The 24924-nt window shown below is 65.8% G+C and carries 20 protein-coding genes and 1 tRNA gene; 10 read left to right on the top strand and 11 right to left on the bottom strand.

Annotated features, from left to right (window positions below):
• Genes J9314_RS16550 through J9314_RS16535 form a run of 4 tightly spaced genes read left to right on the top strand, consistent with a single transcriptional unit; the run spans window position 1 to window position 3296 of the window.
• On the top strand, window positions 1-795 hold the full coding sequence (locus J9314_RS16550) for an urease accessory protein UreF (protein WP_246490461.1): 795 nt from the start codon (window positions 1-3) through the stop codon (window positions 793-795).
• Window positions 788-1540 (top strand): urease accessory protein UreG, encoded by a 753-nt coding sequence (gene ureG / locus J9314_RS16545; protein WP_210603386.1) that lies wholly within the window; start codon window positions 788-790, stop codon window positions 1538-1540. The genes J9314_RS16550 and ureG overlap by 8 nt, the downstream gene beginning before the upstream one ends.
• The gene (locus J9314_RS16540) at window positions 1537-2265 is read left to right on the top strand and encodes an urease accessory protein UreD (RefSeq protein ID WP_210603385.1); all 729 of its coding nucleotides are present in this window, start codon (window positions 1537-1539) and stop codon (window positions 2263-2265) included. The genes ureG and J9314_RS16540 overlap by 4 nt, the downstream gene beginning before the upstream one ends.
• A 38-nt stretch (window positions 2266-2303) precedes the next feature.
• On the top strand, window positions 2304-3296 hold the full coding sequence (locus tag J9314_RS16535) for a HoxN/HupN/NixA family nickel/cobalt transporter (RefSeq protein WP_210603384.1): 993 nt from the start codon (window positions 2304-2306) through the stop codon (window positions 3294-3296).
• 178 nt (window positions 3297-3474) lie between these two features.
• Here J9314_RS16535 and J9314_RS16530 read toward each other — a convergent pair whose 3' ends face one another.
• The 3 genes from J9314_RS16530 to J9314_RS16520 form a co-directional block, all read right to left on the bottom strand.
• The gene (locus tag J9314_RS16530; protein ID WP_210603383.1) at window positions 3475-4821 is read right to left on the bottom strand and encodes an LPXTG cell wall anchor domain-containing protein; all 1347 of its coding nucleotides are present in this window, start codon (window positions 4819-4821) and stop codon (window positions 3475-3477) included.
• A gap of 218 nt (window positions 4822-5039) precedes the next feature.
• Window positions 5040-7169: a hypothetical protein gene (locus tag J9314_RS16525; RefSeq protein WP_210603382.1), complete on the bottom strand. Its 2130-nt coding sequence runs from the start codon at window positions 7167-7169 to the stop codon at window positions 5040-5042.
• Window positions 7170-7424: 255 nt separating this feature from the next.
• Complete coding sequence (locus J9314_RS16520) at window positions 7425-8546, bottom strand: diacylglycerol/lipid kinase family protein (protein WP_246490460.1); 1122 nt, start codon at window positions 8544-8546, stop codon at window positions 7425-7427.
• An 81-nt stretch (window positions 8547-8627) separates the two neighbouring features.
• On the opposite strand from J9314_RS16520, the gene serS reads away from it, so the two are divergent.
• Window positions 8628-9908, top strand: coding sequence for a serine--tRNA ligase (gene serS / locus J9314_RS16515; RefSeq protein WP_210603381.1), 1281 nt, complete (start codon window positions 8628-8630; stop codon window positions 9906-9908).
• A gap of 91 nt (window positions 9909-9999) precedes the next feature.
• The gene (locus J9314_RS16510) at window positions 10000-10860 is read left to right on the top strand and encodes an HAD family hydrolase (protein ID WP_246490459.1); all 861 of its coding nucleotides are present in this window, start codon (window positions 10000-10002) and stop codon (window positions 10858-10860) included.
• A 71-nt stretch (window positions 10861-10931) separates the two neighbouring features.
• On the opposite strand, the gene J9314_RS16505 is transcribed toward J9314_RS16510, so the two are convergent.
• The 5 genes from J9314_RS16505 to ilvA all read right to left on the bottom strand — a co-directional run bounded on the left by J9314_RS16505 (window position 10932) and on the right by ilvA (window position 15463).
• Window positions 10932-11783, bottom strand: a complete 852-nt coding sequence (locus J9314_RS16505; protein WP_210603380.1) for an HAD family hydrolase — start codon at window positions 11781-11783, stop codon at window positions 10932-10934.
• On the bottom strand, window positions 11780-12391 hold the full coding sequence (locus J9314_RS16500) for a hypothetical protein (RefSeq protein WP_210603379.1): 612 nt from the start codon (window positions 12389-12391) through the stop codon (window positions 11780-11782). Before J9314_RS16500 ends, J9314_RS16505 begins: the two co-directional genes overlap by 4 nt.
• Window positions 12388-12981 (bottom strand): proteasome activator, encoded by a 594-nt coding sequence (locus tag J9314_RS16495; RefSeq protein ID WP_210603378.1) that lies wholly within the window; start codon window positions 12979-12981, stop codon window positions 12388-12390. Before J9314_RS16495 ends, J9314_RS16500 begins: the two co-directional genes overlap by 4 nt.
• Entirely contained in the window at window positions 12978-13988 is a 1011-nt protein-coding gene (locus J9314_RS16490; protein ID WP_210603377.1) for an NAD(P)H-quinone oxidoreductase, read from the bottom strand. Before J9314_RS16490 ends, J9314_RS16495 begins: the two co-directional genes overlap by 4 nt.
• Window positions 13989-14191: 203 nt before the next feature.
• On the bottom strand, window positions 14192-15463 hold the full coding sequence (gene ilvA / locus J9314_RS16485) for a threonine ammonia-lyase IlvA (RefSeq protein WP_210605731.1): 1272 nt from the start codon (window positions 15461-15463) through the stop codon (window positions 14192-14194).
• 262 nt (window positions 15464-15725) lie between these two features.
• Here ilvA and J9314_RS16480 point away from each other — a divergent pair, with 262 nt between their 5' ends.
• Both J9314_RS16480 and J9314_RS16475 read left to right on the top strand, forming a co-directional pair.
• Entirely contained in the window at window positions 15726-18191 is a 2466-nt protein-coding gene (locus tag J9314_RS16480) for a maltokinase N-terminal cap-like domain-containing protein (protein WP_210603376.1), read from the top strand.
• Between the two features lie 138 nt (window positions 18192-18329).
• Window positions 18330-18420: transfer RNA gene (locus tag J9314_RS16475), tRNA-Ser, on the top strand.
• 347 nt (window positions 18421-18767) lie between these two features.
• On the opposite strand, the gene J9314_RS16470 is transcribed toward J9314_RS16475, so the two are convergent.
• Entirely contained in the window at window positions 18768-20144 is a 1377-nt protein-coding gene (locus tag J9314_RS16470; RefSeq protein ID WP_210603375.1) for an APC family permease, read from the bottom strand.
• Window positions 20145-20606: 462 nt separating this feature from the next.
• Between J9314_RS16470 and J9314_RS16465 the strand changes: the two genes are divergently transcribed.
• Together J9314_RS16465 and J9314_RS16460 are read left to right on the top strand one after the other, a co-directional pair.
• A complete protein-coding gene (locus J9314_RS16465; protein ID WP_210603374.1) occupies window positions 20607-21725 on the top strand; it encodes an MBL fold metallo-hydrolase in 1119 nt (372 codons plus the stop codon).
• Window positions 21726-21801: 76 nt separating this feature from the next.
• Window positions 21802-23028 carry a C45 family autoproteolytic acyltransferase/hydrolase gene (locus tag J9314_RS16460; protein ID WP_210603373.1) on the top strand — a complete coding sequence of 409 codons (1227 nt, stop codon included), beginning with the start codon at window positions 21802-21804 and terminating at the stop codon, window positions 23026-23028.
• Between the two features lie 51 nt (window positions 23029-23079).
• Here the strand turns inward: J9314_RS16460 and J9314_RS16455 are convergent, their stop codons facing one another.
• Window positions 23080-24120, bottom strand: coding sequence for a hypothetical protein (locus J9314_RS16455; RefSeq protein ID WP_210603372.1), 1041 nt, complete (start codon window positions 24118-24120; stop codon window positions 23080-23082).
• A gap of 84 nt (window positions 24121-24204) precedes the next feature.
• Window positions 24205-24864: a TetR/AcrR family transcriptional regulator gene (locus J9314_RS16450; RefSeq protein WP_246490458.1), complete on the bottom strand. Its 660-nt coding sequence runs from the start codon at window positions 24862-24864 to the stop codon at window positions 24205-24207.
• Window positions 24865-24924 lie beyond the last annotated feature (60 nt).

The raw sequence follows: 24924 nt of genomic DNA, 5'->3' as shown, positions 1-24924 counted from the left end.
GTGACCTCAACCGACCTTCCCACCCGGCGCAACGCCTCGGCGACTCTCGCGATGCTTCTCGCCGACTCGCGCCTGCCGGCCGGAGCCCACGTGTCCTCGAACGGCCTGGAGGCCGGACTGCGTCACGGTCTCGCCGCGCACGAGGTGGCCGACTACATGCAGACGAGGATGACCACGGTCGTCCGCGTCGAAGCGGGAGCGGCCGTGATCGCCCGACACCTGGCGGGCGTACGTCCATCGGCCGATGGCGCTGCGGGTCCGGAGCAGGGCTCCGGCGATCCGGACCGGGACTCCTTCCGCCCGGAGCGGAGCGGCATCGCTCCGGAGCGGGACACCGTCGTGCCGGACCGCCTCGGTGTTCTCGAGGCCGAATGGGCTGCCCGCACCCCGAGTGCGGCACTGCGGGAGATCGCCGTCGCCCTCGGTGCCGGACTGGCCCGCATCGGACAGAGGATCTGGCCGCAGACGGCTGCGGTGCTCCGGCCCACGCCGCTGCCGCGTCCCATCGTGCTCGGCACCATCGCCGCGTGCGCGGGCATCGGGGCGGCCGATCTCGTCCGCCTCGTCGCCTACGACGACGCGCAGACCGTCGCCGCCGCGGTGCTCAAGCTCGAACCCACGGATCCGATCCGCGTCACCGGCTGGGTGCTCGACGCCTGCGCTGCGATGGAGGACTCCGTGTCCGAATTGTCCCGACTCACCCGCCCCGAGGCGCTTCCCGCCTCGGGTGCCCCACTGATCGAGGACTGGGCAGAAGTCCAGTCCGTGTTACCGAGGAGGCTGTTCCGTGCCTGAATTCCCTGCATCCGAAAGATCCCTGCGACTCGGCGTCGCCGGGCCCGTGGGAACCGGAAAGAGTTCGCTGATCGCTCTCGTCTGCCGCGCACTGGCCGATGAGATCCGCATCGGCGTGATCACCAATGACATCTACACCGACGAAGATGCCCGGCTCCTCCGCTCCGCCGGAGTCCTCGACCCGGACCGGATCCGGGCGATCGAGACGGGGGCCTGCCCGCACACCGCGATCCGTGACGATGTCACGGCGAACCTGCAGGCCGTCGAACGGTTGGAGAGTGACTACTTCCCGCTCGACCTCGTCCTTGTCGAATCGGGCGGCGACAATCTCACGGCGACGTTCTCACCGGCGCTCGTGGACGCACAGATCTTCGTCCTCGACGTCGCCGGCGGTGGGGACGTCGCTCGCAAGGGCGGACCCGGGATCGCGCGTGCCGACCTGCTCGTGGTCAACAAGACCGACCTCGCCGACTACGTCGGAGTGGATGTCGAACAGATGGTCAGCGACGCCACCGAGGCGCGCGAAGGGGGACCGGTGCTCGCTCTCTCCCGCACCGATGAGGCTTCCGTGGCGCGACTGCGCGAATGGCTGCTCGCGCTCCTGGCCTCTCATCGTGCCGGCGCGCATGAGCCGCAGGATCCGGGACCGATGGCTCCGCACTTCCACGCCGATGAGGACGGAGGCTATGCGCACACCCATGATGACGAGGGCGAAGAGCACAGCCATCAACAAGTACGGGTATGACGACCATTGCGGTCGTCGAGGCGGCACCGGGCGAACGGCCGAAGGTTCGACTCGCTCCGGGGCTGCTGCAGCCGAGGCTGGTGACCCGGAAGGCAAGGTTCGCTCATGTCGCGTTGGTTGCGGGAGGGGCGACCCTCCTCGGTGGGGATTCGGTGTCGATCAGAGTCGAAGTCGGCGCCGGATGCACACTGCGGATCGAAGACATCGGGGGCACAGTCGCGTACCCCTCGACGGGAAGGCCGTCCGAATGGAATGTCGATGCGGTCGTCGGTGACGGGGGAGTCCTGGTGTGGGAGTCGTTTCCCTTCGTCGTCGCCGACCGTGCCCATGTCAGACGCCGCACGACGGTGCGCAAAGGTGCGGACGCGCAGGTGTGCCTGCGGGAGACCCTCGTGTTGGGTCGGACCGGAGAGGTCGGCGGCAGAATCGTCAGCACCACCGACATCCGCGACGTCGACGGAACGCCGTTCTTCGTCGAAGAGCTGTCTCTTGACGGGGAGCATCCTCGACCGGGTGTGCTGGGACGGTCGCGGGTGCTCGACACGGCGATCATGGTCGGCGCCGAACCTGAGGAGGAGGCGCCGTCTGACACGGACGAGGGGCAGGTGCTGGTCCTCGCCCGGCCCGGTGCTGTGGCGAGAGCGATCGGCTCGGCAACCCACGCGGCACACGTCGACGTCCGATGGCGGCGTTGGACGAACAGAGCAGAACGGAGAACAGAGTGATGTCTGAACTGGCCCGGACACAGATGACCCGGACACACATGACCCGAGCATACGGGACGATGCTTCCCCACGTCTTGACGCTGTCGGGCATCGCGATCATCGGGGTGTTTCTGGTGATCGTCTCGCTGCGGGAGTCCGCACCATCGGTGGCGTGGGGCCTGGCGCTGACTGCGGTGCTGTTGGGAGCCCGACATGCCTTCGACGCCGATCACATCGCCGCCATCGACAATGTCACCCGGCGACTCTCAGCGAAGGGAACGCCGGCCGGTACTGTCGGGTTCTGGTTCTCCCTGGGGCACTCGTCTGTCGTCGTGGTCACCGGTGTGCTCGTCGCATTCGGGGCAGGGCTGGCTCTCGACCTCGTGTTGGCGGAGGATTCTGCCGCACGCTTCGGTCTCGGACTCTGGGGCTTGTCCTTCGCAACCTTCGTCGTCGCCGTCTTCGGAATTCTCAACCTGGTCTCACTCGTGAGACTGCTGCGTGGGACCGACGATGATGCGTCGAAGGGGCCCAACGGGCCGCTGACGTCGGCGTTCGCCCGCGTTCTCGACACCGTGGACCGCCCTCGACATATGTTTCCCATCGGGCTGCTCTTCGGCCTCGGCTTCGACACTGCGGCGACGATCGGACTGATGATCGCGGCAGGGACGACGGCCGCGGGCTCGTCGGCCACGCTGGCACTGTCGCTTCCGCTGCTGTTCGCGGTGGGAATGGCCGCATGCGATACGGCGGACAGCTTGTTCATGGCGAAGCTCTACGGCTGGGCATCGCGGGGCACCGACCGCTTCCGCGGTTACAACATCGTCATCACCGGTCTGTCCGTGCTCGTCGCGGGGCTGGTCGCCATCGCCGGTGTAGTCGAGGTGGGTGCGGAGACCGAGACGTTCGTCCTGCCCGAGCTCGATACGAGCTACTTGGGAATCGTCGCCACAATCCTGTTCGCCATCATCGCGGCAGCGGCTGCGATCACCCTCCGGAGGGTGAGAGCCGACCGGTCCGATCGAACCATCGTGGCGGATGTGACCCGCTGAGGCGGGCGTGGCCGACTGAGGCCGGAATCGGCAGCTGAGGCGGAGCGGTCGGCGGAGGCGAAATGGTCGGCCAAAGCGAAGCGAAATGAGTCTTCGCAGTTGAGGGGAGTGGAGGACAGAGAAGAGCGCGAACCCGGTTCGGGTTCGCGCTCTTCTCTATCTGTTCTGGAGATGAGTCTCAGATCTCTGCAGGGTCCTGAGCGACCTTCTTGCGGCGCATGGTCAGTGCGACCGCGACTCCACCGATGAGGAGGAGGCCGGCTCCGCCGACGAGGCCGGTGAGTTCGGTACCGGTGCGAGGCAGGTCGCCTCCACCGTTGCCGTTGTCGTCGCCGTTTCCGCCGTCGCCATTGCCGTTTTCATTTCCGTCGCCGCCACCGGCGTTCGGGTCCTTCTCAACCGAGAAGTCACCGGTCAGTTCGTCATCACCGCACGTGACGGTGACATCGTAGTCGCCGATGTAGGCCGAGGCGTTGGAGGCGCTGGTGCCGTAGACGTTGACGTTGGCCTTGCCCTCGTCGTCAGCCTTGACGGTCTTGTCGAATGCAGTGACGCTCGACTCGCCCTTGGGATTGACGAGGAAGCGGACGTCTTCACCGGGCTCGCAGTTCTCGACGGCGAGGGTGACACCCTTGTCGTCCTTGACGAAGTCGGCAGGCGTAATGGTCTCGGGGGAGACGGTCAGCTTGGCTTCGGCAGCCGGGGTGGTCGGATCCTCGGTCTCGTCTTCCTCTGCAACGGTGAAGGCGACCGATTCCGACGTCTGCTTGCTTGCCGCGTCAGCGGCGAAGACGCCGTATTCTCCCGGCTCGATTTTGACTTCGGCCTCGCTCTTGACCGTGCCGGAGACCTTGCCCTCTTCGTCGGCCTCGACTTCAGCGGAACCGAAAGCTGCCTGTCCTCCGCCGATGACCAGCGTGACCTTGCCGCCGGGAGTGAACCCCTTGCCTTCGACCTTGATGCCGTCTTCCTTGAGCTCGGCGGGAGTGACCTTCTTGTCCTCGACGGAGATCTTCGGATCGACCTCGGGGGCCTCTGGCTCGTCGGATCCGTCCTTGGTGACTTCGAAGGTCGTCTGGTGCGACTCGTTGGTGTTCGAAGCGTTGTTGACAACGACGTTGTACGACCCGACGAATGCTTCATTCTCGGTGCCGTGGACGCCGGTCTCGAATGCTCCAGTCTCGTCGGTGGTGACCGTCTGTGTGTTGGGCTCGACCTTATCGTCGGCGTGGCTGACGAACACTTCGTATTCGGTGTTCGGGTTGAGCTTGGCGCCGACGATGGCAACACCGTCGGACGCGAACTCTTCGAGCGAAAGTTTCTGCTTTGAAACTGTGACACCTGATTCTTCGCCAGCCTGAGCCTTTGCGCTGGAGCCCTTCTGGAGCTGAGCGGTTCCAGCTGCGGGTGACTTGGCGGGCTGGGTGTCGGCCGAGGCGGGGGCTTCGGGAGCTGCGATAACCGGGGATGCGGCGAGGCCCGTGATGGCGATGGCCACAGCGGGTGCGAGGGCGAGCTTCTTCATGTATTTCCTTAGAAAATTACAGGTAGGTGTGAAGTATTACGAATGTAACGGTAATGCAACATTCACCACACGCATAGTTGTGGTCATTTTGTTCAGGCTCGAGTTCGGCGCAGTGCCACAGTTCGTTCCCCATTCACCGTGACCATCGGAAAGGGGCGGCCCAGCATGTGCTGGACCGCCCCTTGCTTCAGCGGCCGAAAGTGACCGCCGGCTTCAGATCAGAAGCTCATCGGGTTCTGCCCGAACTTGTTCTTGCGTCCGGTGACAGCGATTGCGGCACCACCGACGAGGAGGAGCAGGGCTCCGGTCGTCAGTCCGCCGAGGTCGGCACCGGTGCGAGGCAGCTGGCTGCCGTCATTGCCGCTGCCGTTTCCGGCATTGCCATTGTCGCCGTTATCCCCGCCGCCGTTGGCACCGCCGGTGACCTTGAAGGAGTCCTTCATGGTGGCATCGCCGCAGGTAGCGGTTGCGGTGTAGGCACCGACGTAGGCCGAAGCATTCGACGAGGTTCCGAAGACGTTGACCGAAGCGTTGCCTTCGTCGTCGGCTTTGACCGTGTTCTCGTAGGCGGTGACGTTGATGCCCTTCGGGTTGACCTCGAAGTGAACGTCCTGGCCGGGTTCGCAGTTCTCAACGGCGAGAGTGACGCCCTTCTTGTCATTGGCGAAGTCCGCGGCCTCGATCGTCTTCGGCGAAACCTTCAGAGTCGCCTCGGCGGGGGCTTCGGCTTCATCGTCGATGACGTTGATGTTGCCGTTCAGCGTCTTCGACTCGGTGCCTTCGCGTTCGATGGTGACACTGAACGGAACCTTGCCGACCTCGAGGTTCTTCGGGTTACCTTCGTACCAGAGGTGGAGCTTGTAGTCGCCGTCGGCGTCGGCGGTCTCGGTCTCTCCGGTGAGGGAGTCCTTGATCTTGTCGCCCTTCTTCACGCCGGAGACCGTGACGGTCACGCCCTTGTCCTTGTTCGCGAGGTCCTCGGCGGTGATCTTCTTGGGGTCCACCTTGAGTGAAGCGTCGATCGGGTCGACGGCGTCCTCATCTTCGGTGACGGTGACCTCGACCGGATCACTCGTCTTTTCGGACTCGTCGTCGGTGAAGGTCAGCGAGTACTTGCCGGCTTCGAGCGACGCGGGTGCGGTCACGACACCTTCGACGTTGCCGTCTTCGTCAGCTGTGACCTCGTCGGCCTGGGCCTTTGCCGCCTGCGCTGAGACGGCTTCGCCGGTGACCGAAACCGTGCTGCCAGGGGTGAATCCGCTGCCGGAGAACGGGAGTCCGTTCTTCTTGAACTCTTCGACCGTGATCTTGTCGGTGCCAAGCTTCACCTTGGGGTCGGCTTCGGTATCGTCGGTGATGGTGAAGTTCTGACCATCGGACCGGATCTCGGACTCCTGGTCGACTGCCCAGACGGCGTAGTCGCCGGCCGGGAGGTCGCTGTCGCCTTCGAACTTCAGATCCGTGGAGATCTTTCCGTCGGCGTCGGATTCGACCTCGACGGTTGCGAACGGTGACTGGGCGTTTCCGCCGACGACGGTGACCTTCGATTCGGGGGTGAAGCCCTCGCCGGTGACAGAGATGCCCTTCTTCGCGAAGTCGCTTTCGGAGATCTCATCGGTGCCGAGCGAGACCGTCGGATCGGCATCGGGGGCCTGTGTGAGGTTGATGACCTCGTTCTCTGTGGAGTCGGCAGTCCCTTCGCGCTGCACCTGCACGACGAAAGCGACTGACTTCTGGGTGAGTTCCTTTGCGGAGTGAAGCTTGAGCGTCGCAGTCGAACCCTGGGCGGTCGCCGACGGGCCGGTCAGGCCGGACTTGGCTGCGGCCTTGTCGCCCTTCTCCAGGCCGGTGACCTTGACGGTGACACCCTCGTCGGCGAGTTCTTCGGCGGTGACCTCACCGGAGGTCACCTGCACCGAGGCGTTGATCGGGTTGACCTTGTCCTCGGAGTTGTCGTCGTCCTTGGCGTCATTGTCCTCGTCCTTGGGGGCAGGCGCGGGCTTCGCATCGACCTTCTTCGGAGGCTTAGGTTTGTCGTCCTTCTTCGCATCCGCCTTTTTCTTGGCGGCGTCTTCCTTGGCCTTCTTGTCAGCAGCGGCCTTCTCTTTGGCCTTCTTCTCGCTCTCGGCCTTTTCGGCAGCCTTCTTCTCGGCGGCTTCCTTCTCAGCCTTGGCCTTCGCGGCCTTCTCGGCCTTTTCTTTCTTGGCCTCGTCAGCCTTCTTCTGCTGCTCGACCTTCTGTTCCGATGTCGACTGCGCGGAAGCGGGGGACTCCGCGGCAGCGACGGGGCTGGCAACAAGCCCGGTGAACGCGAGGGCGACTGCCGGCGCCAGGATGATCTTCTTCATTGGAGTGCCTTCATTCTCGTGTGCGAGGGGTGTGATACGGCACTCATCTTAGGCTCTAAGGATTTTCTCAACTATTTCTGTACGTTTTGTTCAGATTGAGATGTTGTAACGCCTCGGTGAATTTCTGTAATCGCCCCGTGACCTACTAATCGGTAAATTCTCGCGCCCGATCGGACCGGAACCGGTCCGCACGGTTGGCGCGGAATCAATCGGTCGGACGGGCCACCTCGGCGAGGGAATTCCGCCGCGCCGACCTCACACGGGCCAGGCTTCGGCCCTGATCTGCTTGCGTTGTTCGACGGTGGGCACGCGGACGGTCAGCGCCGACGGCCTGACCTCCATCTCCAGGTAGGAGGACTGGCCGAGAGGATCGCCGTCGAGCTGGACGTCGAGGTCCTCGCCGGCCTCGATGACGACCTTCTGGCACTTGCGTGTATTCGTGTGCAGCCCGCGCGAGACCCTTCGCCCGGCGATCGACGCGAGCACGCCGACCCATTGTCCGAGGTTCTTCGGGCTGACGATGAGCACGTCGAGCATGCCGTCGTCGATGACCGCCTGCGGCAGCAGTTGGATCCCGCCCTGCAGGCGTCCGCAGTTGCCGCCGAGCACGGACCTGACCCTCGCCGAGATCCGGTAGTCGTCATCGAAGGTGATCTTGACCTGGCTGGGCCTGCCGACGAGTTTGCGTGAGCCGGCCTCGACGTAGGCCAGCCAGCCGAGGCGGCTCTTGAGGTCATCGTTCGTGTCGGCCATGACCGCGGCATCGAATCCGAGCCCGGTCATCACCGTGAAGATGTGGGTGTCGCCGTCCTCGGCGATCTTCGCCGTGCCCACATCGATTTCCCGATTGCGCCCCCACAGTGCGATGCGCAGTGCCCATTCCGTCTTGTCGAGGACGAGGTCGATGTTGCGGGCCAGCAGATTTCCCGTCCCCAGCGGAACGATGCCCATCGGCGTCGACGTGCCCGTCAGCGCCGAGGCGACCGCGCGGATGGTCCCGTCACCGCCGGCGGCGATGACGACGTCGACCCCTTCATCCAGGGCACGGGTCGCGGCGCCCTCACCCGAATCGTCGCGGGTGGTCTCGAGCACGAGCGGAGGGTTCCATCCCTCGAAACGGCAGATCGCCTCGGCGGTGGAGGCGAGCCTGCGCACATCCGTCTTCGTCGGATTGACGATGAGGGCGGCGCGGTAACGGGCGGAGTCGCTGACCTCCCCTTCGGAGTCGGAGAGGTTCGTCGGATGGGCGTAGCGTCGCACCGTTCTCAGGGTGCGGCGGGAACCGGAGCGGCGACCGAGGAGGAACACGAGTCCGAGCACGACGAGGGCGCCGATGATGACGACCCAGGTCATCAGGGGATCGAGCGCGATGGTCATGTCCCAAATCTACCGCGTCGGACTCGTGTGCAGGCTGAGTGCCGAATATCGAAAACACGCCCGGGCCGTTAAGCTGATGGGGTGATCGATCTAGCGCTTCTCAGAGAAAACCCGGACCTGTTCAAGGCATCGCAGGAGGCCCGCGGAGGATCCGTCGAACTCATCGACGACGTCCTGGCCGCCGACTCCGCACGCCGTGCGGCCATCACCGCCTATGAGGATGCCCGCGCCGACCAGAAGTCCTTCTCCTCCCAGATCGCTAAGGCTGACAAAGAGGACAAGCCCGCACTCATCGCCGAGGGCAAGCAGAAGTCCGAGACCGTGAAATCGCTGTCGGCCGAATCCGAGGAGGCGAGCTTCGCCTTCGACCAGCTCGTGTCCAAGGTCCCGAACCTCATCGTCGACGGCATCCCCGCAGGCGGCGAAGAGAACTTCGTGACCCTGAAGACCATAGGCGAGCCCCGTGATTTCACCGTCGACGGGTTCGAGCCGCTCGATCACCTCGAGATCGGCGAGAAGCTCAAAGCCATCGACACCACCCGCGGCACGAAGGTCTCCGGATCGCGTTTCCACTACCTCACCGGCTTCGGTGCGAAGCTCGAGATGGCCCTGCTCAACCTCGCTCGCGATGTCGCCGAGGAGGCCGGGTTCAACCCGACCATCACCCCGACGCTCGTCCGCCCCGAGGTCATGCGCGGCACCGGGTTCCTCGGCGAGCACGCCGATGAGGTCTACCGCCTCGAAGCCGACGATCTGTTCCTCGTCGGCACCTCAGAGGTGCCCCTGGCCGGGTACCACATGGACGAGATCATCGACCTGACCGACGGGCCGCTGCGCTACGCCGGCATCTCCTCGTGCTACCGCCGCGAGGCCGGTTCCTACGGCAAGGACACTCGCGGCATCATCCGCGTCCACCAGTTCCAGAAGGTTGAGATGTTCGCCTACGTCGAGGTCGAAGACGCCGAGGCCGAACACGAGCGGATGCTGAGCCTGCAGGAGAAGATGCTCGGTCTGTGCGAACTGCCCTACAGGGTCATCGACACCGCGGCGGGCGACCTCGGCGATTCGGCTGCGCGGAAGTTCGACTGCGAGGCCTGGGTGCCGACGCAGGGAACATACCGGGAGCTGACCTCGACGTCGAACTGCACGACGTTCCAGGCTCGCCGCCTGCAGATCCGCGAGCGCCACGACGGAGCGACCCGCCCGGTCGCCACCCTCAACGGCACCATGGCCAACACCCGTTGGCTCGTGCCGATCCTGGAGAACCACCAGCAGGCGGACGGCTCGGTCACGGTGCCTGCGGCACTGCGGCCCTACCTCGGCGGAATGACCGCACAGGGACCGGAGGGCCCGCGCTACTGAGCGTCAGCCGCTGAGCGCCCGGCACCGGGTCTGCAGCACAGGGCGCACGTCGAGCACGCAGGCTCACCGAGACGGACACCGCACATCCACGTTGGGAGACACATTGGCCCCGCACCTCATCGCACTCGACGTCGACGGCACGATCGTCGGCTACGACGGATCCCTGTCCGAGGCGGTGAGGCTCGTGCTCGATCGGCTCGCCGCGGAGGGACACCATCTCGTCATCTCCACCGGCCGTGCTCTGCCGGGTGCGCTCGAGGTCGTTCATGCCCTCGGGCTCAAGCGCGGCTTCGTCGTGTGTTCGAACGGCTCCGTCGTCGTCCGCCTCGACCCCGACCTGCCGCTGGGGTGGGAGATGCACCATGTAGTCTCCTTCGACCCGCGGGATGCGCTGGAGAAGATGCACGAGGCGCTGCCGAACGCGCTCTTCCTCGTCGAGGACCCGGACCTGCACCGGTGGGCATCGGGAGCGTTCCCGGCCGGGGAGCTCGCCGAATCGGACACCCTCGACATCGTCGACTTCGACGAGCTGCTGACCAAACAGGCCACCCGCATCGTCATGCGCGAGGTCAACGGCACGGCTGAGGAGTTCGCCGCCGCCGTCGATTCGCTCGGTCTCCATGAGGTCAGTTATTCCGTGGGCTGGAGCAACTGGCTCGACATCGCCCCCGACGGGATCTCGAAGGCCAGCGGTCTCTCGCTCGTGGCCACCGAACTCGGGGTGGACCACGCGCACACCGTCGGAGCCGGCGACGGACTCAACGACATCGAGATGATCGAATGGGCCGAACACGCGATCGTCATGGGTCAGGCGAAGGACGAACTCAAGGTGCTGGCCTCCGTGGTCACCGACCCGGTCGACGATGACGGCCTGGCCGTTGCGTTGGTCGACTACTTCGACTTAGACGAGTCCCTCCTCGACGTGGAAGGCTCCACCAACACCCGCCCCTGATCTGCTCATTTGCTACCCGACGGCGGCCCAGCAACCTGGCGCAAGGTTGCTGGGCCGCCGTCAGGTAGCAATTAAGGGGTTTGGTGGGTGTGGGTGTCTAGGACCGCGTTGAGGTACCGGGCGACGCCGTCTTCGTCGACCTCCTCGGTGACGGCCGCGGCGATCTTCTTCACCGAGCCCAGCGCATTGCCCATCGCCACTCCATGTCCGGCCCACGAGAGCATCTCGATGTCGTTGGGCATATCCCCGAACGCCATCACCTGCGACCGTGCCACGCCGAGGTGATCGCACAGGTCCTCAAGCGTCTTCGCCTTCGTGATCCCGGCCGGTGCGAGTTCGACGAGCCCGTTGTCCGGTTCGGAGAACGAGGCGTGGCAGGTGTCCTCGACGAGCGGGTCGACGAGGTCGTGCATGGCCTGCGAATCGCTCGTGCCCAGCCGCACGAGCACCTTGACGACCTGTTGGCCGCGCAACTCGGTGACGTCATCGATGACGCGGGCCTCGCGCGATCGGCGGTTGGCGAATTCCCGGTCGATGAATCCCCCGGTGAGCGTCTCATAGGCGAATCCGGCCTCGGGGTGAGCAGCCCTGATCGCCGAGGTGATCTCCCCGATCGTCTCGGCATCGATGGTATGGGCGTCGACGACGGACTGCGCAGCGATGTCGTAGACGACGGCGCCGTTGAGGCAGACGACCCGACCGAGATCCGGGATCTGCTCGGCGATCGGGGCGAGCCAGCGGATGGGCCGGCCGGTGACGAGGACGAAGGGGATGCCCGCGTCCTGGCAGCGGTGGATCGCATCGATCGTCGCTGTGGAGATCGGCTTCCAGTTCAGCAGCAGAGTGCCGTCGATGTCGCTGGCCACGAGGCCGAGTTCGAAGTCGTCAGGAGGCAGACGGTCCGGTCCGATGGTCACAGTCATGATCGCTCCAGCCTAGCGAGTTCCGCCCGCGCCCGCTCCAACAGGTCCGCGGCATCGGAGATGAACCGCTCGGTCGCGCGTGCGCTCGAGTCGATCGGCTTCCCGGCCGGTGCCTCGGTGCGGGCCATCGATGCGGCCAGCACCGCCTCGGCGACCTTCGATGAGGCTTTCGTCAGCAGTTCCGGAGCGTCGCCGACGGCGCGCCGGACCGGGCCGGGAACGATCTGGCCCGACACCGGGTGTGCCGCGTGCAGGCCCGCGGTGATGTCGTCGACGACGGGCACGAGCGCGTTGAGCCGGTGGGTGCCGTCGACGATGACATCGATCGGGTCCGTGGATGCGCCGTTCCCTTCTTCCTGCGCCGAGGCGGCTCCGCCGTTCCCGTCATCGGTCGGGTTCGGATCCTCCACCGCCGAGGTGGGGCCGGGCTGGGGAATGTCACCGGGGTTCCGAGCCTCGTGGAGTGCGAGGGCAGTCGTGTAATAACGATCGACTGCGCGGAGGAAGCGGTCGCGGTTGTGCCGCCACAGACCGGTGCCGAAGCGGTCGTCATCGCTGACCTGCTGCGACCGGCCCGCCTTGGTGAATCTGGCGAGGAAGCCCTTCACAGATAGTTGCCGGTGCTGCGGTCGCCCTGCTCCGATTCCTGCTTCTCGGGTCCTTCTGCCGCAGAGCCGGGCGGAGTCATCCCCGGTGCGACCATGCCCGGCGGCAGCTGACCGCGTCCGGTGGCCTGCTGAGCCATCGCCTGCTGGGCCATGATCGCGGTCTGGATGCCGTGGAAGAGGCCTTCGAGCCAGCCGACGAGCTGGGCTTGAGCGATGCGCAGCTCCGAGGTCGTGGGCGGGCCGTCGGCGGAGTCGAAGGGAAGATCGAGACGTTCGAGCTCGTCGATGAGGTCCTTCGACAGTCCGTCCTCGAGTTCCTCGATGGACCGGCGGTGGATATCCGCGAGTCGTTGCCGACCCTTCTCGTCGAGGTCCGTGCTGCGGACCTCCTCGAGCAGCTGCTTGACCATGGTGCCGATGCGCATCACCTTCGCCGGCGACGACACATCGGCCTCATCCTTCTCGGCGCGGTCGGTCTCGGCTCGGGCGGTCTCGGTCCTGGTCAGGTCGGACTCGGGTGTGCCTGCCGACTCCGCATCCGCGGTGCTGCGTTCGGGGTTCGCTGCACCGTCCTCGGGGTTCTCGGTCATCCCTTGTCACCTTCCTCATCGACGATGAGCAGAACCTTGCCGATGTTCGCCCCGTCCTCGAGCATCTGATGAGCTCTGGCGGCCTCGGACAGCGGCACGGTATCGTGGATGATCGGGCGGATGTCACCGTTGATCACGCCCGACCACAGCCGGTCGGCCACCTCGGCGACGATGGCGATCTTCTGCTCCTTCGGCCGCGCCCGCAGGGTCGTCGCGGACACGGACTTGCGCGGCTGCATGAGCCAGCCGAGGTTGATCTCGGTCTTCGTCCCGCCCTGCATGCCGATGATGACCAGCCGGCCGTCGGTGTTCAGTGCCTTGATATTGCGTTCGAGGTACTTCGCGCCGATGATGTCGAGGATGACATCGGCTCCGGTCGTCCCGTCCTCGTGGGTGCAGATCTCGTGGACGCGTTCGACGAAGTCCTCGTCGCGGTAGTTGATGACGGCATCGGCGCCGAGTTCGCGGCAGAACTCGGCCTTGCGCTCGGACCCGACGGTGACGACGATCTTCACGCCGAGGTGGTTCGCGATCTGGATCGCGGCCGTGCCGATCCCGGAACCGCCGCCGTGGACGAGCAGCCATTCGCCGGCCCCCACGTGCCCGCGACCGACGATGTTCGACCATACGGTCGAGAGCACCTCGGGCAGCGCGGCCGCCTCGGTGAGGTCGAAGCTGTCGGGGACGGGAAGGAGCTGACCTGCGGGGACGGGGACGAACTCGGCGTAGCCGCCGCCGGAGAGGAGGGCGGCGACACGGTCGCCGACGGACCAGCCGGTGACCTCGGCGCCGAGGCTGACGATCGTGCCGGAGATCTCGAGGCCGGGGATCGTCGTCGCTCCGGGCGGAGGGTCGTAGAAGCCTCGGCGCTGGAGCAGATCGGCTCTATTGACTCCGGCGGCATGGACGCGGACGAGCACCTCGTCGGCGGCGATGTCGGGTGTCGGCTCGTCGGTGACCTGCAGAACCTCGGGGTCACCGGGGGAGGAGATCGTGATAGCGCGCATGCCCCCACTGTAGTGGGTGGCGCCGAGGCGGGGCAGGGGTGTCTGGGCAGTGGTGCGCGAGACGTCTGGGCAGCGGCACAGGGCACTTCTGTCCAAACCTAGGTCGCAATCGGACACCGCAACTCAAACGTAGGTCACTATCGGACAGTTCTGGAGCCCAGAAGGGTCCGATAGTGACCTACGTTTGGCCGCCGGGCCCGCCCTCAGGCGAACAACCGGAACATCGGCGAGTTCTGATGCACGCGCTCGACCTCGATGTTCGAGGCTTCCATGCGTTCGAGCAGATTCGGCAGATCCTCGGCGTAGCCGAGCTGGATGCCGACGAAGGCCGGTCCGGTCTCGCGGTCGGAGCGTTTGACGTACTCGAACATCGCGATGTCGTCCTCGGGGCCGAGCACTTCGTTGAGGAAGCGGCGCAGGGCGCCGGGCTCCTGCGGGAAGTCGACGATGAAGTAGTGCTTGAGGCCCTCGTGGACGAGTGAGCGTTCGAGGATCTCGGGGTAGCGGGAGATGTCGTTGTTGCCCCCGGAGACCAGGCACACCACGGTCGACCCGGGCTCGATCGTGATCGGCTTGCCGGAGTCGGGGCCGCCGATTCCCGCCGAGGCCAGGGCGCCGGAGGGTTCGGCGATGATGCCGTCGACCTGGTACATGTCGAGCATCTCGGTGGCCACGGCACCCTCGGCGACGGGCCGGACATCGAGCCCGAGTTCGGACACGACCTCGAAGGTCAGTCCGCCTGCGCGTTTGACGGCGGTGCCGTCGGCGAAGCGGTCGATGTTCTCCAGGGTCACCGGGTGGCCGGTCTTCAGGGCCGCGATCATCGAGGCGGCCCCGGCCGGTTCGGCGCCGATGACCTTCGTGTGCGGCATACGCTCGGCCGCGTACGAGGCGATTCCGGCGAGGACTCCACCGCCGCCGACGGGCACGATGATGTAGTCGGGATCGGTCTCGAGCTGCGCGTGGATCTCGGCGGCGACGGTGCCCTGACCGGCGATGGTGCGGCGGTCGTCGAACGCCGAGACCAGCAGGGCGTCATTGCGGTCGGCGAAGCGGTAGGCCAGCGCCGAGGCGTCGTCATAGGTGGAGCCGGCGATCTCGATGGTCACCTGCTCACCGCCGAAATGGCGCACGCGTTCGATCTTCTGCTTCGGCGTCGTCTTGGGCACGAAGATCGTGCCCTGGATGCCCAGTTCCTTGCAGGCGCGGGCGAAGCCCTGCGCGTGGTTGCCCGCCGAGGCGCACACGACACCACGCGCCCGTTCGTCCGCGTCGAGCTGGAGCATGAAGTTGAACGCTCCGCGGATCTTGTAGGACCGCACCATCTGCAGGTCCTCGCGCTTGAGGTAGATCGTCGAACCGGTCGCGGCCGTCAGCCGCTCGCAGATCTGGAGTGGAGACAGGATGACGGATTCGGAAATTCGCGACGCGGCCGCTTCGACCTCGTCGGCGAGTGTGAGCTTCTGGGATGTCATGTCTGTTTCAACCACCAGACTATTGTGCGCCCTCTGTCTTGCCATTTGGCAACTCGTATCGACATAAGGACGCCCTGAACCCGTCCCGCGCACGCATCCAGCGCTCCCATGCTCACCCCTCACGTCCGCCCGCACCGCCCCGCCGCACCCCGCCGAACCCCGAATCCGCTGTGGACTTCCGGGTTTCGGGTGCGCCCTGAACCGCGAATACGCCCTATCATGATTGGATGGAGGATGCCCGTAATCCCTTCTAGGAGACGTCATGGCCATCAGCAGTGAGCTCGAACAACTGTTAGCCAGCTGGATACCTCGTCAGCCGTGGTTTCCCAAGCTCGCGGCAGATTTCGGGACCGATCCCGACATCACCCCGATGTCGGTGGCCCGCGCGTTCACCTACACCGCTGAAGAGCTCGGCGGCTTCGTCGGTCTCGTGACCGTGATCTCCGTCGGCGACGGCGCGACGCTGCGCCGCCTCAACATCCCACTGACCCTGCGCGGCACTGAAGACATCCATCTGCGCCACGCCCTCATCGGCCGCGTCGACGATCTCGCGCTCGGTCCCGTCCACGTCTACGATGGCGCCGCCGATCCCGTGTTCGTCAACCTCATGGCCGACGCCATCACGAAGCGGAAGGTCTTCGACGGCGGGCAGCTGTCCACCGAGTCCCTGCGCCACAGCCAGGAGAAGACCGAGGCCAGGGACCGGGCGCCGATGCCCTTCCCGGTGACCGCGAACGGTGCGGCCGCCTCGGCGAACGGAACGAATGCCACCCCCGCCGAGGCGGCCCCACCGAAGCCGTCGAAATCGGACCTCGCGGTGGGGGAGACCGAAGAGTTGCCCGTCGAGATCCGTCCGATCGAGGTCTCGGACTCGGGTCAGCACAAGTCCACCGTCGTCATCCACGACGAATACGAGCCGATGGAGCTCTCCTTCTTCCGGGTGCTCGAGAACGGGATGCCGTCGTCGCTGACGATCCCGGTCCTGCTCACCGAGGCGGGTTCGCGCAGCGTGCCCGAGGTCATCGGTTGGGGTTCGGGCCGCTGGTACGACATGTTCGAGGTCCAGGAGATGGAGGCGCCGATGGCGCTGCTCTCCTACGTCGACGTCGAGGCCGAACCCGCATGGCGGGAGGCTGTGGACACCGTGTGCGCCGTGGATTCCGGGTCGATCGGGGCGTACAACGCCCATGCCGCCGAGATGGGTCGGCGCATCGGTGAACTCCACACGGACATGGCCGCCGAGTTCGGCGTCGTCGAAGGCAGCGGTGAACCGACGAAGCAGCTGGTCGCCAAGTGGATCGAACGCATCGACTGGGCACTGGGCCGGGCGCCGCTGGCACTGGATTCGCTGGTCCCGGAACTGCGTGCCCACCGGGCGAAGGTGCAGGGGCTCGAGACCATCGGCACTCTGCAGAAGATCCACGGCGAACTCACCCTCGACCACGTCGTCAGCTCGCCGTCGGACGGGTATTCGGTCGTGAAGTTCACGGACTCGACGAATTCCGATCCGAAGCCGGTCGCACTCGATCTTGTGGCCCTGCTGCGCAGCATCGACTACGCGGCCGGGTTCGCCCGCCTGCAGCGCACCGAAGCGCTCGACTCCGAAGATGGTTCTTTGGTTGTCAACGGCTTCGGCAACGACCCGTCGGCGCTGCGCGCGATCTTCGATTCGCCCGAGTACCTCTGGGCCTCGCAGGTGCAGAACTCGCTGCTGTCCGGGTACTCGCGTGCTCGCGGCGAATCCGTGGGCCTGGGCGATCCGGTGCTGCGAGCCGCGCTCGTCGACCGCCTCCTCGTCGAGGTCGTCACCGAGCTGCGCAACCGCCCGAACTGGCTGTCCGTGCCGTTGGCCACGCTCACTCTCGTGCTCAAGGGCAAGCCCGCCCGCGCCGAGGAGGCTGCCGCGTCGGCCGATGATTCCAACGCTCCCGAGGGCTCCCGCGCTGCCGACTCCGCTGTTGCCGTCTCCGCTGCTGCCGCAGGTTCGGGCAGCGAGGGTGCGGATCGTTCGGAGGGTCCGTCCGCCGAGGCTGAGTCGAGCGACGCGTTCGCCACGGCGGCAGCCGCCGACGAGACCACAGCCGCCGATTCGGAGTCCGTCGCCGCAGCACCGCGCGGAACGGCTGGAACTGTCGCCGCCGCGATCGCACACTCGAGTGGCGATGAGTCTGACGATGCCGAGGCTGACGCGGATGATTTCGTTCCGGACGCTGCGGCCGCCGAGGCGGATGACACTGCGACCGATTCCACCGCCGCGACGATAGGCAATGACGTGGACGGTGCCGCGGATGCGGACGCCGAGGCGGAACCTGCCCCGGTCGCGGATACCGCCGAGAACACCGTCGACGCCACCGCGGATCCAGGGATCGACGACGTCGAGGACTCGACCGTGGTTCCGCCGGAGGACGACGACGAATTCGCCGACGATGCGGAGGAGGAGATCCCGGTCCAGCGCGTGCCCGCAACCTTCGCTGCCCGCGGCGCCACCTCCGAGGATGCCGACAGCAACGGTCACTACGTGCAGCCGGCCAAGCCGAAGTCCGCGCCCAAGCTCGGCAAGACGTGGAGCGAACGCTCACACGATGACGAAGGGTCCGGCAAGGGCGTCGACAAGTCCGCCGGGCAGTCGGAACAGAACGAAGGCTCGTCGACAGGTTCGGTCTTCGACGAACTCTTGGGAACCGAGCGCAAGCGCAACCGAATCGAGAAGAAGCGCAAGAAGAACTGAGCCGATCCGCGGCCGGTGCCAGCGATTGGCAGATGCCGATGCGGTTGTGAGAAACTATGGTGGCTCGGCTCTGCGCCGGGCAGGCCGGGTTCGTCTCGATCCAGTCGTCACGAGTGTGCCGACCGAGAGTGAACCGATGGAAGCGTGTCCGAGCGGCCGAAGGAGACGGTCTTGAAAACCGTTGTGCGGCAACCCCGCACCGTGGGTTCGAATCCCACCGCTTCCGCCACATGAGAGGCCCCGAGTTCCGCTGATATACGCGGAGCTCGGGGCGTTTTCGTTGTCAGAGTGAGGGCGGACGACGGTGATCTGGTCACATTCGAGGTCGCGTCTGGCACCCTAGCGGCACACGCAATCGCTTCCAACACCGCTCGTTCAAGGGCCAGCTCATCTGTCGACCCGAGGGCCTTTCGACAAGTGCGCTCGCCCTTGAACGAGGCCGGTGGCAGGCGTTCGGCCGCGCCGGCTCTTGAACGAGGCCGATGCCGGAGTCAGTCGGCGGTGCGCCCGCCCGCGCGCCCGCACCGGCTTCAGCCCGCGCCAACCCTTGAACGAGTCCGGTGGCGAACACCAACCTCAGCCCTCGACGGGCGCCTCGGGTTCGGACATCTCGGCGTCGGCCTCGGGGTCGTCGAAGCTGCGCACCGAACGACGGAAGCCGCGGGTCATCACGGCCAGGTAGATGATGCCGATGGCCAGCCAGATGATGCCGCCGACGAGCGCAGTCTTATGCAGGCTCGCCCACAGCACGCCGGTGAGGATCGCACCGATCGCGGGCATGATCACGTAGTTGAACGTCGTCTTGAAGTCGACGACCTGCCGGGTCCGGAACGCGTAGTGGGCGATGACCGTGAGGTTGACGAAGGTGAAGGCGATGAGCGCACCGAAGTTGATGAGCGCCGAGATGAGCTCAAGGCTGAAGGACATCGCGAGCAGGCACACGGCGCCGACGAGCACGATGTTGAACACCGGAGTGTGCGTCTTCGGGTTGATGTAGCCGAAGGCCCTGCGCGGCAGCACGCCGTTGCGTCCCATCACCAGCAGCATGCGGGAGACCGAAGCGTGGGAGGCGAGCCCCGAGGCGGCGGTGGCGGCGAAGGCGGCGGCGACGAAGAAGAGCTGGAAGATGTGACCGCCGGTGAGCATGCCGATCTCCGGCAGGGGGTCGTCGACGATGGTGAACTGCGAATTGTCGGGGAAGAGCAGCTGCGCGAAGTACCCGGCGACGAGGAAGATGAGGCCGCCGGCGAGCACGGTGAGCATGATCGCCTTGGGCATGAGGCTGACATGCTTGGCCTCGTTCGTGTACATCGTCACGGCGTCGAAGCCGATGAACGAGAAGCAGACCACGGTGGCGCCGGTGAGCACCGCGCCGAGGTGAACGCCCTCGTGGATGAACGGATCGGCGCTGATGATGAGGCCCGCTCCTTCGCCGGCGTTGAGCTGGCCGATGGCGAGGACGCAGAACGTGGCGACCAAGATGACGGCGAAGATGAGGAGGACGCCGTTGAGGTTCGCCGTCCCCCGCATCGAGGACAGCACGATCCCGGTCATCACGATCGTGTAGACGACGACCCAGACCCACGGCGGCGCATCGGGGACCATCGATTCCATGTAGAGGCGGATGATGAGGCAGTTGACCATCGGCAGCAGCAGATAGTCCATGAGCGATGTCCAGCCGACGAGGAAGCCGAGCGCCGGCGACATGGTCTCACGCGTATAGGTGTAGGCCGATCCCGCGGTCGGGAAGATCTTGACCATCTTGCCGTAGCTGAATGCCGTGAAGATCATGACGATGAGAGCGACGAGGTAGGCGGCCGGAACCGCGCCGTCCGTCTGCTCCGAAACGATGCCGAACGTATCGAAGACCACGGTCGGTGTCATGTACCCGAGTCCGAGTCCGACGATGGACCACAGCCCGAGGTTGCGCTTCAATGAACCGGAAGCCGCCATATCAATCCTCCCCAATGAGTCGTGCCGCCCGCCGGGCCGTGCAAGTGCGGGGTGCACTATGCATCATCGGCCCGACGGTGATGTGCGTCATAACTTTAGTCCTTCGACTGCGGAAAACGAAAGTTCTTTCGTTGAATTTGAGATCAATTAGTAGGTCGACCTGTCAGGAATGACGATTTCAGTAGGTGGCGGCGACGATTTCAAAAAGCACCGATGACGAAATCAGTTGCCTTCGCGGGGATGAGCGGAGACATTCCCCGCCGAGGTGGCCTGCAGTTCCGATGCCCACCCAACAAGGCTCCCCCGCCCGCCGAGGTGGCCCCTCACCGCCGGCGCCCACGCCGCCGGGCCCGAGCGTCGCCCACCTCTGCCCGCAGATCGAATGACCTTTCAGTAATGAGCCGAAACGGAGTAGATTGCACTCAAAGGACATGTGGCCCCACAGAGAGGTGTGAGAGACGTATGGCGATCGAATCGCTCAGCGCGGAGCAGTCGGCGGCGTGGAAGGACCGGGTCCTGCCCCCGGTCGAAAGGGTCGCCGAGGGAGTCTGGGCCGTTCCGGTCCCGATCCCGAACAACCCGCTGGTCTACACCTACTGCTACGCCATCGCCGACGGCTCCGGCGTCGTCCTCATCGACCCGGGCTGGGACGGGAAGAACCAGTACCGGGCGCTCACCTCGGCGCTGGCCGATCTGGGTTTCACGGTCGCCGACATCCACGGAATCGCGATCACGCACTACCACCGTGACCACATCGGGCTCGTCCCCGCCCTATTGGCCGAGAATCCGGACGCGTGGGTCGCCATGCACGGCGAGGACCTGCGCTCGATCAAACGGTTCTACACCAACGCCGTCGACATGGGCACCGGAGTCGACCCGAACCTCAACATCGCCCGCGCCTACGGGGTCCCCGAAGACCGGTGGGCCGAAGTCGAAAGCCTGCAGGTCGGCTCGTCCAAAGCGGGAAGATCTGCCAAAACGGGAAAGTCCGCCGAGGCGGGGGAAGCGACCGACCCGATGAGCCTCTACCGGCAGGCGATGAGCCGGCTGCCGGAGACGATCCACGTCCTCGACGACGGCACCGAACTGCCGCTGGACGACGGAACGATCACAGCCATGTGGACGCCCGGGCACACATACGGGCATTCGACCTTCGTCCGGGCCGATGACGATCTGCTGTTCTCCGGCGATCATGTGCTGCCGACGATCACACCGAACATCGGCCTCGATTCCGGCGCGATCACGCACAGCCTCGGCGACTATCTGCGCTCACTCGAGAAGCTGGCCCAACTCGACGCGAATGTCGCGGTGCTGCCCGCCCACGGCTTCCGCTTCACCGGCCTCCACGACCGCAAGGTCGAACTCGTCGAACACCACCACGAACGCCTCGACGAGATCCGCGCCCGCATGGACGCCACCGACGATCACAGCGTCTACTCGATCGCCCAGGGCCTGCACTGGTCGCGCGGATTCGACAGCCTCCACAACTTCAACCTCTTCGCCGCCCTCGCCGAGACCGCCGCGCACATGCACTACCTCGGCATCGACCTCGGCGTGGGATCCCTGGTCGGCGAGAAATGAGCCGACTGTCGGATAGCGATCGTGACCCGGCGAGAAGTGAACTAGAGTCGGCAGGAACCGAGACGAAGGAGTCGACATGAGCACCGAATTCGTCCCCGCCGCCGAAGTCCGGCCGGTGACCTTCGCCGTCCGCGCCTCCGATCACCATGAGCGCGGCCGCCGGCGCGGGGCCGAGCTGCGCACCGGGATCGCGTCCACCCTGGCCGCCTATCGCCGGTACTTCGCCCATCTGAATATCGCCGAGGCGGCCGTCCGCGCAGCTGCGACGTCGAGCCTCGAACGTCTGCAGGCGTGGTCGCCGACCGCCGCCGAGGAGATCGCGGCCGTGGCCGAGGGTGCGGGCATCGAAGTCGCCGAGCTCATGGAGATCATCTCCCGCACCGAGATCATGACCCAGGCGGCCGCAGCCCCGACCGAATGCTCGACCGTGAGCTACACGCGACCCGGCGCCTCGGTGGCCGCGCAGAACTGGGACTGGGCGGCCGACTTCTCCACCCTGTGGCATATCAACGACGTCGGTGCCGTACCAGGTCAGCGCCGCCATGTCGGCATCGCCGAATTCGGGATGCTCGGCAAGATCGGCCTCAACGAGTCAGGCGTCGGAGTCCTGCTCAACATCCTCAAGCACACCGCCGACGGTCCCGGGGGAGTGCCCGTCCACGCGATCCTGGACCGCGTGCTGTCCGAAGCCGACACCCTCGCCGAGGCGCTCGAGATCATCCATTCGGCGCCGACCTCGTCCTCGTCGATCATCACGGTCATCACCGCCGAGGCGGCCGTCCAAGTCGAGATCGCCGGTGACCGCAAACGCGAACGCCGGATGGGCAGCGATGGGAACGGTGGGGTCGGCGCGGATCGTGGGGATCTGGCCGGCGGTGACAGTGGATTCCTCATTCACACGAACCATTTCCTCCACCCGGATCTGCTCGACGGGGCGCTCGAACTGCGAGCGGACTCGACGTCGCAGGACCGCTATCGGCACCTCGCCGAGGCGGTGGCCCGCTTCGAGACGGCACGGCTCGAGGTGCGTGACAGTGGTGCGGGTCCGACTGGAACGTCATCGGCCGCGGCGGCTGAACGCGCCGACACGGCGCAGCCCGTGACCGTCGGCGATCTCACGACACTGCTGACCACCGAGCCGGGAGAGGCGCCCGTGTGCTGCACTCCTGATCCCGGGGCCACCTATGGCAACCGTTCGGCGACGCTCGTGACCGTCCGCATCGACCCGGCGCGCAGACAGATCGAACTCGCGCCCGGGTCGCCGGCCGAGGGTCTGCACGGCAACCGCAGCTTCCAGCTCTGACGAGAACCACCCGACACGGATTCTCCCGTGTCGTTTTCAGATCCGAGCGACTCAGTCCTCGTCCGAGTCTGCAGCGCCCTTTGAGCCTTCGGAGCCCGCGGAGCCTTCCGAACCATCTGCGCTCGCAGCCGCCTCGGTGGCTTCCTGCTCCCGCATCTCGATGACGGCGTCGAGCGCCGAGGCGATCGCATTCCCGTCCTCCAGGGCGGCTTGGATGAGTCGCCACGGCACGAGGTCGAGGTTCTGATCGCCGATGACGAAGCGGATATAGGGCTGCTTCTGCCGCGGATCATCGCGTTCGAGGTCGGTGCCGTAGCGCCACTGACCGAAGCCGATCCGCCGCACTGTCTCGCCGATGAAGCGCATCGCACCGGCGATGAACGGGGTCTCCTCCTCGGTCATCATGTCCTCGCGCGAGTCGTAGCGGACCGCGACCTGCTTGCCCAGCCGGGCCAGGCTCTCCCGATCGAAGCCCCATGAGGCGGGATCGGCCTGCTCCTGCGTCCACGCGGCGATGCCCGGCTCGACGGTGCCGATGAAGCGGGTGAGGAACTCGACCTCCTCCGTACTCGAATTCTCCGCTGTGAGCGTGCCCAGCGACAGGCCCGTGCACTGACGTCGCGGCGAACCGTCGCCGCCGAGCTGCTCCCTGGCCTTGTCGAGGAGCGCGGTGAACACCTCGGCGCTGCGCTGATCGACGGCGGTCAGCGCGATCGCCACGAGTGGGATCGGCTCACCGGCGGCCGGACCGTCCGCAGTGTCGGGACGGATGAACGGCATGCCGTTGCCCGTCGTCTCGTCGTGATCCCAGACCCCGCCGACCGCACGCAGATAGGTCTCGCCGAGGTAGCGGATGAGCCCCTCGAAGAAACGTCGGTTCTCGGCCTTGAGAATCGTCTCCGTGTCAGGGAACTTCGAAAGCACGAAGAGCTCGAGCATCGGCAGGGACTTCGCGCCGAAGTCCTTCGGGAACTTCACCGTCTCCCCGTCCTCCTTCTCGAAGGTCTCGGGCAGATCGGCAAGGACGAACGCGCCGAGGCGGACGTCCATATTGTTGATGAAGGCAGAGTATTCGCGCTGGAGTTCATTCACAGCCTCCACCTTAGTGCCTCAGGCCACAGCAGTCAGTCCGCTTCGCAGGGGCTGAACCTCAGTCCGCTTCGCAGGGGCTGAACCTCAGTCCGGCTCACAGGGGGCGAAGTCGATGAGGTGGAGGAGGACCTCGACGATGAGGCTCGGGTCGATGTCGACATGCTCGTGCATCGGCCGCCCGGCAGCAGCCGTGAGCGCGATCCTGTTGAACACGGAGATGATGACCGTGAGGAAGTCCGGCAACGGCTGCCTCGGCGAGGCTCCCGCGACGTCGAGAGCCGTGGTCACCAGGGATGCCAGCCGATCGAGCTGAGAGGCGTTGAGTTCGACGTAGCGGGCATAGAGCTCGGGGACCCGGAGGCAGTAGAGCTCGATCTCCTGCTCGGCGATCGTCTCGGCCACCGTCTGCTTCTTCTCGTTGAAGACGTCGTCGATGAACGTCGTCATCAGCTCCCTGACCTCCGGCGCCTCTGTGGCGGCCAGGCGCTGGGTCCATCGCTGGATCGTCTCATCGAGTCGGTCGAGATTCTCCGAGATCCGCATCTCGACGATCACGAGCACCAGATCGTCGCGGCTGGAGAAGTTCGAGTAGAAGGCACCGCGGGTCAGTCCGCCGGCCTCGCAGATCTCCTCGATCGAGGCGCCGTCGATGCCGCGCACGGCGAAGACGTCGATGCCCGCCTGCACGAGCGTCGCGCGGGTCTGCCTGCGGCGAGGACTGAGCTCGTCTGTGTTCATCGTCATGTCGCGGCGTGGGTCCTGAAGGTGGTCGGTGCGGCTGAACATCTCATGAGAATCCTCGCA

It is taken from the genome of Brevibacterium oceani, assembly GCF_017948325.1.
In the GTDB taxonomy this organism is placed as follows: Bacteria; Actinomycetota; Actinomycetes; order Actinomycetales; family Brevibacteriaceae; genus Brevibacterium; species Brevibacterium oceani.
Note: the sequence above shows the minus strand (reverse complement) of the source record. Positions and strands in the feature narration are given on the sequence as shown.